The organism is Flavobacterium luminosum, assembly GCF_023635005.1.
Taxonomy (GTDB): Bacteria; Bacteroidota; Bacteroidia; order Flavobacteriales; family Flavobacteriaceae; genus Flavobacterium; species Flavobacterium luminosum.
Window position 1 is genome coordinate 20,503 of the sequence record NZ_JAMLJM010000005.1, and the last position, 12,504, is coordinate 33,006.

Consider the following 12,504-nt stretch of genomic DNA (forward strand, 5'->3'; position numbering starts at 1 on the left):
ATGGCTTTAGAGAACGCTGTTATTCAAGAAAAATTAATTGGTCAATTCGGGATGAAAGTTTCCGAATTTGTTCAATTACACGATATATTAACTTTTGAGGTGGCTCCAGATGCTATTTTAGAAGTAATGAAATTTTTAAAAGAGGATGCTACACTTCGTTTTAATTTTTTGACCGATGTTTGTGGTATTCACTATCCAGAATACGATTCTAATCGTCAATTTGCTGTTGTGTATCACATGCATAATTGGTTAGACAGCGTACGTATTCGTATCAAATGTTTTCTTCCTGCAAACAATCCTGAAATAGATTCTGTGACTTCATTGTTCTTAGGTGCCAATTGGCAGGAACGTGAAACGTATGACTTCTATGGAATTACCTTCAAGGGACATCCGCAGCTAAAACGTATTTTAAATATGGATGAAATGGAAGTATTTCCAATGCGAAGAGAGTATCCATTAGAAGATGCAGGTCGTACTGATAAAGACGATCGTTTCTTTGGAAGAACACAAAACAATTGCTAATAAACCTGAAATACAACATCCATGTCAGAGTTATTATTACCACCAGAACAACGTTATGCTAACATCATCGAAAAAAGAAGAAACGAAGATGGAAGCGAACTTACTATATTAAATCTTGGGCCTACACACCCGGCTACTCATGGTATCTTTCAGAATATCCTTCTAATGGATGGAGAAAGAATCATTGATGGAGAAGGAACCGTTGGGTATATCCACAGAGCTTTTGAAAAAATTGCAGAAAATCGTCCTTTCTACCAAATTAATGTGTTAACGGATCGTTTGAACTATTGTTCGGCTCCTATTAACAACATGGGATGGTGGATGACTGTTGAAAAAGCTTTGGGTATAGAAGTGCCTAAAAGAGTGCAGTACATGAGGGTTATCGTAATGGAATTAGCTCGTATTGCTGATCATATTATCTGTAATTCAGTTTTAGGAGTAGATACTGGTGCTTTAACCGGTTTCCTTTATGTATTTCAATTCCGTGAAAGAATATACGAGATCTACGAAGAAATTAGTGGTGCTCGTTTAACGACAAATATGGGAAGAATTGGTGGTTTCGAAAGAGATTGGTCACCAGCAGTTTGGACTAAATTAGATGCTTTCCTTGAAGAATTCCCTGAAGTTTGGCAAGAGTTTGAAAATCTTTTGGTTCGTAACCGTATTTTTATGGACAGAACCATTAATGTAGGGGCGATTTCAGCTGAAAAAGCAATGAGTTATGGTTTTACAGGTCCTAACCTTCGTGCGGCTGGAATAGATTATGATATCCGTGTAGCGCAGCCTTATTCATCGTATGAAGATTTCGAATTTAATATACCGGTAGGGAAATCAGGAGATACTTACGATCGTTTCTGTGTTCGAAATGCAGAAGTTTGGGAAAGTATCAGCATCATAAAACAAGCTTTGGCTAAGATGCCTGAAGGATCTTATCATGCAGATGTACCAGAATATTATCTTCCTCCTAAAGAAGATGTTTATACTACTATGGAATCGCTTATTTATCATTTCAAGATAGTAATGGGTGAGGTTCCAGTGCCTTTAACCGAGGTATATCATCCGGTAGAAGGTGGAAACGGTGAGTTGGGCTTCTATTTGATTACTGATGGTAGTCGTACCCCATACCGTTTACATTTCAGAAGACCATGTTTTATATATTATCAAGCATTTAATGAGATAGTACGAGGGCAAAATTTATCGGATGCCATTGCTACTTTATCAAGTTTAAATGTGATTGCAGGCGAATTAGACGCATAATGAGTATGGAAACACATAATTACAAAGACCTAAAGCAAGAAATCAATATCACTCCTGAGTTGATGACTCGCATTAACGAATTAATCAGTCATTACCCGGAAGATAAACGTAAATCGGCCTTAATACCAGTATTACATGAAGTACAAGATGCTCATGACAACTGGTTGAGTTATGAATTACAAGATAAAGTTGCTGAAATTTTAGGTATTTTACCGGTAGAAGTATACGAAGTGGTCTCGTTTTATACGATGTTTAATCGTAGACCAGTTGGTAAATATATGTTTGAATTTTGCCAAACTTCTTGTTGTGCAACAAGAGGAGTGGAAAATTTAATGGATTATACTTGTGAAAAACTAGGGGTAAAAGTTGGAGAAACTACGTCCGATGGACTTTTTGAAGTACGAGGTGTAGAATGTTTAGGAGCTTGTGGTTATGCCCCAATGTTACAATTAGGTGATTTCTATCACGAAAATCTTACCAAAGAAAAAATTGACCAGCTTATCGATGATTGTAAAACTGGTAAAGTAACTTTATTAGATAAATAATACTATGGGAAGAAAAATATTATTAGAAAAAATAAATATTCCAGGTATTAAAACCTACGAAGTGTATCGCCAAAATGGTGGTTATGCTTCAGTGGAAAAAGCGTTAAAACAAATGACGCCAGACGAAATAACGGAAGAAGTAAAAACTTCAGGAATCCGTGGTCGTGGTGGTGCGGGTTTCCCAGTGGGAATGAAATGGAGTTTTATCGATAAAAAATCAGGAAGACCAAGACATTTAGTGTGTAATGCCGATGAATCAGAACCGGGAACTTTCAAAGACCGTTTCTTGATGGAGTATATCCCTCACTTATTGATTGAAGGAATGATCACATCTTCATATGCATTAGGCGCTAATTTATCTTATATCTACATCCGTGGAGAATATATGTGGGTTTTCAAAATCCTCGAAAGAGCTATTAAAGAAGCTTATGCTGCGGGTTGGTTAGGAAAAAATATTTTAGGAACCGGATACGATTTAGATCTTCATGTACATTGTGGAGCTGGTGCTTACATTTGTGGTGAAGAGACTGCTCTTATCGAATCGTTAGAAGGTAAAAGAGGAAATCCACGTATTAAACCTCCTTTCCCAGCGGTAAGCGGATTATGGCAAAACCCTACGGTGGTTAACAACGTAGAGTCTATTTCTGCTGTGCCTTGGATAGTTTTGAATTCAGGAGAAGAGTACGCTAAGATTGGTATTGGTCGTTCAACAGGAACTAAATTAATTTCTGCTTCAGGACACATCAAAAATCCTGGGGTATACGAGATTGAATTAGGTTTGTCTGTTGAAGAATTTATGAATTCAGATGAATATCTAGGAGGAATGATAGACGACCGACCTCTTAAAGCATTGGTTCCAGGAGGTTCTTCAGTGCCTATTCTTCCAGTTAATTTGATTTATAAAACAGCTAATGGTGATGACCGTTTAATGACTTATGAATCTTTGGCAGACGGTGGATTTGCTACGGGATCAGCTATGGGATCAGGTGGATTCATAGTATATAACGATACGACTTGTATTGTTCGTAACACTTGGAATTTCTCACGTTTCTATCATCATGAATCTTGTGGACAATGTACTCCTTGTCGTGAAGGAACAGGATGGTTAGAAAAAATCCTTTGGAGAATAGAAAATGGACAAGGTCGTGAAGAAGATATTGAACTATTATGGAGTATTCAATCTAAGATAGAAGGAAATACCATTTGTCCTCTAGGTGATGCTGCTTCTTGGCCTGTAGCTGCTGCTATTCGTCACTTCAGAGAGGAATTTGAATACCATATTCGTTTCCCAGAAAAAATTAAAAATAGAGATCACTTTGTTGCTGAGCCTTTCGAAAAAGTAAGACACTTAGTAACAAAACAAACAGTATAATACTACAATGAAAGTAACCATAGACGGACAAAGTATAGAAGTAGAACCAGGAACAACCATCCTGCAGGCTGCTCGTATGATAGGGGGAGAAAGTGTGCCTCCTGCCATGTGTTATTATTCTAAGTTGGAAAAAACAGGAGGAAAATGCCGCTGTTGTTTGGTTGAAGTAACCAAAGGTAGTGATGCAAATCCTACTCCAATGCCAAAATTGGTAGCTTCTTGTGTTACAGGAGTGATGGATGGTATGGAGGTGAATAGTAAAAATTCGACGAGAGTTGAAGAAGCTCGTAAATCGGTAACAGAATTTTTATTGATCAATCACCCTCTAGATTGTCCTGTATGTGACCAAGCTGGAGAATGTGATTTACAAAACTTAAGTTTCGAACACGGAAAGTCAGAAACACGTTATATTGAAGAAAAAAGAACTTTTGAACCTGAAAATATAGGTCCATACATACAATTGCACATGAACCGTTGTATTTTATGTCAGCGTTGTGTAGCCGTTGCGGATCAATTAACAGACAAACGTGTTCACGGAGTTATGGATCGCGGAGATCATGCAAATATTTCTACTTGTATTTCAAAAGCTATCGATAACGAAATGTCTGGAAATATGATCGATGTATGTCCGGTAGGTGCATTGACTGACAAAACTTTCCGCTTCAAGTCTAGAGTATGGTTTAGTAAACCTTACAACGCTCACAGAGATTGTGACAAATGTTGTGGTAAGACTACAGTTTGGATGTTTGGAAACGAAATTCAACGTGTAACGGGAAGAAAAGATGAATTCCACGAAGTAGAAGAGTTTATCTGTAATACTTGTCGTTTCGAGAAAAAAGAGGTGAACGACTGGACTATTGAAGGTCCTCGTAAATTCGAAAAATATTCGGTAATCAACCGAAACAAATATGCGGTTCATCCACCAAAAGTGGAAATCAATACCGAAGCTCAAATACTTCTAGGTAGAGAGCAGGATCGTAAGAAAATTAGTATGACCAATGTTCCTTTAGAGAACACTGAAAATTCAAAACAATAAGAAATGGACAGTGCTTTAATTATAGAAAAAGGAATTTTTATTGTAGTAATATTTGCTATTACCATGTTAATGGCTATGTATTCTACTTTAGCAGAACGTAAAATAGCGGCTTGGTTACAAGACCGTATTGGTCCTAACCGTGCTGGTAAAGGAGGAATTTTACAACCTTTAGCCGATGGTTTGAAACTTTTCGCTAAAGAAGAGTTCATGCCTGATACCCCAAATAAGTTCTTGTTTATTTTGGGTCCAGCAATCTCCATGACTATGGCGCTATTGACTAGTGCTGTTCTTCCATGGGGCGATAAATTAGAAATTGCAGGACATACTGTGATTCTTCAAGCTACCGATATTGATGTAGCAATGCTATATGTATTTGCTGTTTTATCCGTAGGAGTCTATGGAATCATGATTGGAGGTTGGGCTTCTAACAATAAATATTCCTTAATGGCAGCACTTCGTGCGTCTTCTCAGTTAATTTCTTATGAAGTTGCAATGGGTCTATCGATTGTAGCCTTGATTATGATGAGTGGTACGATGAGTTTAAGAGAAATTGCTGCTCAGCAAGAGGGTATGAATTGGAATGTTTTCTATCAGCCACTAGGATTTATAATCTTCTTGGTTTGTTCTTTTGCCGAAACCAATAGAACACCTTTCGATTTAGCAGAATGTGAAGCAGAGCTTATTGGAGGTCACCACACCGAATATTCTTCAATGAAAATGGGATTCTATTTGTTTGGTGAATATGCAGCAATGTTTATTTCATCAGCTATTTTAGCTATCTTGTATTTTGGTGCTTACAATTATCCAGGTATGAGTTGGGTAGCAGAGAATTGGGGAGCCAATATGGCTAACATCTTAGGTATTGTAGTTTTGTTTATAAAGATTTGTTTCTTTATCTTTTTCTACATGTGGGTAAGATGGACTATTCCTCGTTTCAGATACGATCAATTAATGAATTTAGGTTGGAAAATGTTAATTCCATTGGCGATTGCAAATATCGTATTAACAGGAGTTATCATTATTATAGCTGATAAATACTTATAATAAAATGTCATTAGATACCATTTCATTATCAGGAAGAAAAAAAGAAGTTTCTAATAAAAAGATGAACTTCTGGGAGAGTATATACCTTGTGGCTATACTTAAAGGATTAATGATTACTATTAAGCATTTGTTTAAACGAAAAGTAACGATTAAATATCCAGAACAAATAAGAGAGTTTAGTCCCGTATACCGTGGTCAGCATATGTTAAAGCGTGACGAAAAAGGTCGCGAAAACTGTACGGCATGTGGAATGTGCGCTGTAGCTTGTCCAGCTGAAGCTATTACTATGACAGCTGCTGAGCGTAAGCCAGGAGAAGAGCATTTGTACCGTGAGGAAAAATATGCTTCGGTTTATGAAATTAATATGTTGCGTTGTATTTTTTGTGGTTTGTGTGAAGAAGCTTGTCCAAAAGACGCTATTTACCTAACCGAATCTAAAGTGATTGTAAAATCTGCTTCGCATCGTGAGGATTTTATCTATGGGAAAGATAAATTAGTTATGCCATTAGAAATGGCTATTAAAAATTCTAAATCACTTAACTAACATGTCGTTACTAACTATATTTTATATTCTAGCTGCAGTAACTCTAGCGACTGGATTTATGACGGTTATCAGTAAGAACCCTATTCATAGTGCTATTTACCTAGTTTTGTGTTTCTTTAGTATTGGAGGTCACTACTTACTTTTTAACGCACAGTTTTTGGCCTTGGTTCACATTATTGTATATGCCGGAGCCATCATGGTATTGATATTGTTTACCATCATGTTGATGAATTTGAATAAAGAAAACGAGCCGATTAAGTCAATTGCTTCCGTGCTAGCAGCCGTAGTTGCCTTTGCCTTATTGTGTTTTGTTATGTTAGCTGTTTTCATCAAAGCAATGCCTCAAATTGAGAACTATCAATCTTCTGGACAGGATTATCAATCTATTAAAGTTCTAGGGAAAGTATTGCTAAATGAGTATATGGTGCCTTTTGAATTCGTGTCTATCTTGTTATTAGTAGCCATGATTGGTGCTGTATTATTGTCTAAGAAACAAAAAACTGTAGAATAAGATGGAAAATATACTTCAGGCTATAGGAATAGAAAACTACATTTTTTTGAGTGTAATGTTATTTTGTATAGGAGCTTTTGGTGTTTTATACAGACGTAATGCTATCATTATGTTTATGTCAATTGAAATTATGTTGAATGCTGTAAACTTGTTGTTGGTAGCTTTTTCTACATTGCATCAGGATGCGGAAGGTCAAGTATTCGTGTTTTTTTCGATGGCTGTAGCAGCGGCAGAAGTAGCTGTAGGTTTAGCCATTTTGGTTTCTATTTTTAGAAATACGGGTTCGATTGATATAGATAATTTAAAGAATTTAAAAGGATAAATACTAATGGAAAAAAATATAGCTTTAGTATTAGTATTAGCACCGTTTTTCGGGTTTTTATTTAATGTTTTCTTTGGAAAGAAAGCAGGGAAAACATTAGTAGGATTGGTAGGCACTGCATCAGTTTTGGTGTCGTTTTTGTCAACTTTGTTTTTCTTTTCTGCTTTAAATGCAAATCCGTCACAACCAGTAGTTGTGGACTTATTTCAATGGATTTCGTTAGAGAAATTTAATGTGAATTTTTCGTTCCTTTTGGATCAATTATCAGTTTTATGGTTGTTGTTCGTAACAGGAATTGGTACCTTAATTCATCTGTATTCTATCAGTTACATGCACGATGATGAGAATATGAATAAATTCTTTGCTTACCTAAACTTATTCGTGTTCTTTATGATCATGTTAGTGATGGGTAGTAACTTAGTGATTTTATTCATCGGATGGGAAGGAGTAGGATTGTGTTCTTATCTTTTAATTGGATTTTGGTACAAAAATCAAGATTATAACGATGCAGCCAAAAAAGCTTTCATTATGAACCGTATTGGGGACTTAGGTCTTTTAGTTGGATTGTTTATTGTAGCTTACGTTTTTGGTAGTTTAGATTATAAAGTAATCTCCGAAGGAGCTTATAATACACAACTTGTTTCTAATAATTCAGGTTTAATTGCATTGGCAGCACTTTGTTTGTTCATTGGAGCAACAGGTAAATCGGCGCAAATTCCTTTATACACTTGGTTACCAGATGCTATGGCGGGACCAACTCCTGTTTCTGCCTTGATCCATGCTGCAACCATGGTAACGGCAGGTATTTTCATGGTGACTCGTATGCATTTCTTATTCGATTTAGCTCCTCAAATTCTAGATTTGATTGCAATTGTTGGTGCTGCAACGGCTGTTTTAGCGGCTTCCATCGGATTAGTTCAAAATGATATTAAAAAAGTATTGGCTTATTCTACAGTGTCTCAGTTGGGATTAATGTTCTTAGCCTTAGGTTTAGGGGCTTATGAAATCGCTGTTTTCCATGTAATAACGCATGCTTTCTTTAAAGCTTGTTTATTCTTAGGTTCGGGTTCTGTGATTCATGCTTTGCACGGCGAACAAGACATGCGCAATATGGGTGGTTTACGCAAAGTAATGCCTATTACCTTCTGGACAATGATGATTTCTACTTTAGCTATTTCAGGTATCTTCCCGTTATCTGGTTTCTGGTCAAAAGATGAAATTTTATTGACAGCTTTCCATTCAAACATTCCTTTGTGGATAGTAGGTTCTATAGCTTCAATCATGACTGCTTTTTACATGTTCAGATTAATGTATTTAACTTTCTTTGGAGAATTTAGAGGAACTGAAGAGCAAAAACATCATTTACACGAAAGTCCAGCATTGATTACTTTCCCATTGATTGTTTTAGCTATTCTTGCGGCTGTAGGTGGTTTAATTAGCTTACCAGGCAACAGTTGGTTGAATCATTATTTAGCGCCATTATTTAGAAAAGCTCATGAAGCACATCATTTAGATGCAACAGCTTATGCTTTGATGGCTGTGGCTACTGTAGGTGCTTTGATTGGAATTGGAATAGCTTATTCAAAATATATCAAAAAACAAGAAGTACCGGTTCAGGATGCTGAGATGAAAGGATTTGCTTCTGTTTTGTATCATAAATATTATGTTGATGAAGCTTATGACGTTGTTGTAGTTACTCCGTTAAAAAAATTATCACATTTCTTCAGAAATTACTTTGAAGTAGCTTTTTCTGAAACTGTCTTTGCTTTTGGAAAAATAGCCAATGCCATTGGAACGCAAGGTAAAGTATTGCAAAATGGTAGCGTAGGTTTCTATTTGTTGGCTTTTGTGATCGGAATGGCTTCGATTTTAGTTTATTTATTTTTAGTTTAATAATTACGCATAATGAACGTTTCAATTATACTCATCATTTTATTATTTGGAGCTTTAGCAACGTATTTTGCTGGAGATAAATTAGCTAAAACTGTGGCTTTAGTAATCAGTTTGGCCTCTTTTGTAGCTTCGGTTGCTATTTTAAACCAACATAACGCTGGCATAAGTTCTGACTTTATTTATAAATGGATTTCAAATCCTAATATTTATTTGGCATCTAAAGTTGATGGTTTAGCAATTGCTATGATGCTTCTTACGACTGCACTGACTACTATTATTGTATGGTCTTCCTTTGCGAATCAATTCAAAAATGCTAAAGGTTTTTACGCTTTGGTATTGTTCATGTCTTTTGCAATGGTTGGCACATTTGTGAGTGCGGATGCTTTCTTGTATTACATTTTTTGGGAGTTAGCATTAATTCCAATTTATTTCATCGCCTTAGTTTGGGGTAATGGAGATGTAGAAGAGCGTAAAAGAGCTATCGTAAAGTTCTTTATATACACGTTAGCAGGTTCATTATTCATGTTAACGGCTTTTATTTATTTGTTTTCAAAAGCAGGAAGTTTATTGATTGATGAATTGTACTTGTTACGTTTAACAGAGCAGGAACAATTTTGGATTTTCGGTGCTTTCTTTTTGGCTTATGCAATTAAAATTCCAATTTTCCCTTTTCATACTTGGCAAGCGAATACGTACCAATTGTCTCCATCGGTGGGAACAATGTTATTGTCTGGAATCATGTTAAAGATGGGATTATACAGTGTTATTCGTTGGCAATTGCCTTTAGCACCTTTAGCGGCTAAAACGTATATGAATATCTTTTTGGTATTGAGCATTATCGGGGTGGTTTATGGTTCTATCGTTGCGTTAAAACAACACAATCTAAAAAAATTATTGGCATACTCATCTTTAGCACACGTTGGATTAATTGCAGCTGGGGCTTATACTTTGTCACTTGATGGTTTAAGAGGTGCTGTTTTACAAATGATTGCTCATGGTTTTGTAGTAGTCGGATTGTTTTTCGCGGCAGAGATAATTGAAAGAAGATTGAACACTCAAGAAATAGCGCAAATGGGCGGTATTCGTATTTTAGATACCAAATTTGCTTCTATGTTCATGATTGTTATGGTAGCTTCAGTTGGTTTGCCAGGAACATTCAATTTTATCGGAGAGTTTTCTCTTTTATATAGTTTGTACAATGTAGATATTTGGTATGCTGTAATTGGAGGAACTACCATCATTTTAGGAGCAGTTTATATGTTAAAGATGTTTCAAAACGTGATGTTAGGTGAGGCTAATGCAAAACCTTTTGCTGCAATAACCTTACAGGAATCTTTAGTTTTTGTGATAATCATAGCGGTGTTATTGTTCTTTGGTTTATACCCAAAACCAATCAACGATTTGATAACTCCAGCTTTACAAGAAATAGTAGCTAAAATTAACAGAGTATAATAAAGAGTTTGGGATTTAAGATTTGTATCTATAATCTCTAATTTCAAATTTCAAATTTTTAAGGATGAATACATTAATAGCGATATCAATATTAGGGGTTTTAACTCTTATAGCTGAAATTTTTAACGGAAGGAAATTAATTGTACCTGTGGCAGTAGTGGGACTTTTAGGCATCTTAGGATATACCATAAGTCCATACAATGCTTATGATTTTTTCTTCAATAATATGATGGTTGTAGATAAATTTTCTGTAGCCTTCTCAAGTCTTTTTATTGTAATTACCATTTTGTTGATTTTATTAAGTCACGAGTTTTATAAAGATGTGCCTTCAACAATTTCTGATTTTGTTGCCATAAAAATCTTTCTTCTAGCAGGTGCTGTTGCTATGGTTTCTTTCGGAAATTTAGCTATGTTTTTCCTTGGAATTGAGATTTTATCAATAGCTCTATATGTTTTAGCAGCTAGCAAACGTTTAGATTTACGAAGCAACGAAGCGGGTATGAAATATTTCTTGATGGGATGTTTTGCTTCAGGAATCATACTTTTCGGTATTACATTAGTTTATGGATCAACAGGTACTTTTGATACTATTGCTATTTATCAAATTAGTCACTCTACAACTTTCCCTTTGTGGTTTTACATCGGTTTAGTGATGTTGTTAATTGGAATGTTGTTTAAAATTGCTGCCGTTCCATTCCATTTTTGGGCTCCAGATGTTTATGAAGGTGCTCCTGGACTAACAACAGCTACTATGAGTACGTTTGCAAAGATTGTTGCTATGGCAGCTTTGTTTAAGTTGATCACGATCTTATTGCCTTCTAAATTGTACGAGTTGGATTTGACTATAGTTGTAGTTGCTGCTTTGTCGATGTTAGTTGGAAATATCATGGCTTTACGTCAAAATAATGTGAAGCGTATGTTTGCCTTTTCGGGTATTTCACACGCCGGTTTTATGTTATCAACTTTATTGATATCTAACAATTCTGCGAACGTATTGTTTTATTACGCCACGGCTTATGCTGTTGCGGGATTAGCCTTTTTTGCGGTTGTTTTATATGTTACTAAAAACAAAAAACACGAAACTATCGATGCTTTTAACGGTTTAGGAAAAACACATCCTTTATTGGCATTAGTGATGACGGCTTCATTATTATCAATGGCTGGTATTCCTATTCTTTCAGGTTTCTTTGCGAAGTTTTTCTTATTGAATGAACTAGTTCAAGCCAATTGGTTAGTATTGGTTATCATTGCAATTATAGCTTCAATCATAAGTGTGGGCTATTACTTCAAAATTATTTTAGCTATGTACACTAAGTCTTCTGAAGAAGAACTGCCTTCAGTTCCTATGATATATGCTGTTGTTGCTGTTTTAGGACTAATTATCAATATTGGTATAGGATTAGCGCCAAGTTTTATTTATGACTTATTAGGTTAATTAGAATTATATTTTTTGGATTTATTGAAAAAGAGGCTGACTCAGTTGCGAGACAGCCTCTTTTTTAGTATTATTTTTTTAACCAATAAATGAATTACTTGTATGGTAGTATTTATTGATTATCATCTGCAAACCATTCAGCAAAAGATGTCTCTGTTTCTTGTAAACGAAGCGAATGAAGTTTGATGTCTTGAGGTAATCTACTATTAATCTTTTTAGCAAAATCTATCACCATATTTTCACTTGTTGGTTGATAATCAACTAGTATTACATGATGTCCTCTCGATTTTAATTCGTTGGCCAATTCTAGGTGAGGAGTCGTGGCATTGAATACTGTCGCATGATCGAAAATATCTACAATTTCTTCTTTGACAATGGTCTTTAAATCTCCAAAGTCTATAACCATTCCAAATTTTACATTATTTCGATCGGTAATTGGTGTCCCGATAACGGTTACAGAAAGCTTATAACTGTGTCCGTGCACATTCTTACATTTTCCGTCGTAACCATATAAAGCATGGCCAGTTTCAAAAGTAAATTGTTTTGTAATGCGTATTTTGCTCATAACTAT

General features: G+C 35.5%; 13 protein-coding genes. 12 read left to right on the plus strand and 1 reads right to left on the minus strand.

Annotation, left to right across the window (positions count from 1 at the left end; genetic code table 11):
* From NAT50_RS07710 to NAT50_RS07765, 12 genes are all read left to right on the plus strand, one after another.
* On the plus strand, positions 1 to 522 hold the full coding sequence (locus NAT50_RS07710) for an NADH-quinone oxidoreductase subunit C (RefSeq protein WP_250592649.1): 522 nt from the start codon (positions 1 to 3) through the stop codon (positions 520 to 522).
* A 21-nt stretch (positions 523 to 543) separates the two neighbouring features.
* Positions 544 to 1,779, plus strand: coding sequence for an NADH-quinone oxidoreductase subunit D (locus NAT50_RS07715; RefSeq protein WP_250592650.1), 1,236 nt, complete (start codon positions 544 to 546; stop codon positions 1,777 to 1,779).
* Between the two features lie 5 nt (positions 1,780 to 1,784).
* Positions 1,785 to 2,324 (plus strand): NADH-quinone oxidoreductase subunit NuoE family protein, encoded by a 540-nt coding sequence (locus NAT50_RS07720; protein ID WP_250592651.1) that lies wholly within the window; start codon positions 1,785 to 1,787, stop codon positions 2,322 to 2,324.
* Positions 2,325 to 2,328: 4 nt separating this feature from the next.
* On the plus strand, positions 2,329 to 3,696 hold the full coding sequence (gene nuoF, locus NAT50_RS07725; RefSeq protein WP_250592653.1) for an NADH-quinone oxidoreductase subunit NuoF: 1,368 nt from the start codon (positions 2,329 to 2,331) through the stop codon (positions 3,694 to 3,696).
* A gap of 7 nt (positions 3,697 to 3,703) precedes the next feature.
* Positions 3,704 to 4,732, plus strand: coding sequence for a 2Fe-2S iron-sulfur cluster-binding protein (locus NAT50_RS07730; RefSeq protein ID WP_250592654.1), 1,029 nt, complete (start codon positions 3,704 to 3,706; stop codon positions 4,730 to 4,732).
* 3 nt (positions 4,733 to 4,735) lie between these two features.
* Complete coding sequence (gene nuoH, locus NAT50_RS07735; RefSeq protein ID WP_250592656.1) at positions 4,736 to 5,776, plus strand: NADH-quinone oxidoreductase subunit NuoH; 1,041 nt, start codon at positions 4,736 to 4,738, stop codon at positions 5,774 to 5,776.
* 4 nt (positions 5,777 to 5,780) lie between these two features.
* Complete coding sequence (locus tag NAT50_RS07740) at positions 5,781 to 6,320, plus strand: NuoI/complex I 23 kDa subunit family protein (RefSeq protein ID WP_250592657.1); 540 nt, start codon at positions 5,781 to 5,783, stop codon at positions 6,318 to 6,320.
* Between the two features lies 1 nt (position 6,321).
* Entirely contained in the window at positions 6,322 to 6,831 is a 510-nt protein-coding gene (locus NAT50_RS07745; RefSeq protein ID WP_250592659.1) for an NADH-quinone oxidoreductase subunit J family protein, read from the plus strand.
* A 1-nt stretch (position 6,832) separates the two neighbouring features.
* Positions 6,833 to 7,153, plus strand: a complete 321-nt coding sequence (gene nuoK / locus NAT50_RS07750) for an NADH-quinone oxidoreductase subunit NuoK (protein WP_250592660.1) — start codon at positions 6,833 to 6,835, stop codon at positions 7,151 to 7,153.
* Between the two features lie 6 nt (positions 7,154 to 7,159).
* Positions 7,160 to 9,046: an NADH-quinone oxidoreductase subunit L gene (nuoL, locus tag NAT50_RS07755; protein WP_250592661.1), complete on the plus strand. Its 1,887-nt coding sequence runs from the start codon at positions 7,160 to 7,162 to the stop codon at positions 9,044 to 9,046.
* Positions 9,047 to 9,058: 12 nt separating this feature from the next.
* Positions 9,059 to 10,498, plus strand: coding sequence for a complex I subunit 4 family protein (locus NAT50_RS07760; protein WP_250592662.1), 1,440 nt, complete (start codon positions 9,059 to 9,061; stop codon positions 10,496 to 10,498).
* A gap of 64 nt (positions 10,499 to 10,562) precedes the next feature.
* Positions 10,563 to 11,933, plus strand: a complete 1,371-nt coding sequence (locus NAT50_RS07765) for an NADH-quinone oxidoreductase subunit N (RefSeq protein WP_250592663.1) — start codon at positions 10,563 to 10,565, stop codon at positions 11,931 to 11,933.
* 112 nt (positions 11,934 to 12,045) lie between these two features.
* Here the strand turns inward: NAT50_RS07765 and NAT50_RS07770 are convergent, their stop codons facing one another.
* Positions 12,046 to 12,498, minus strand: a complete 453-nt coding sequence (locus NAT50_RS07770) for a 6-pyruvoyl trahydropterin synthase family protein (protein ID WP_250592664.1) — start codon at positions 12,496 to 12,498, stop codon at positions 12,046 to 12,048.
* Positions 12,499 to 12,504: the final 6 nt, after the last annotated feature.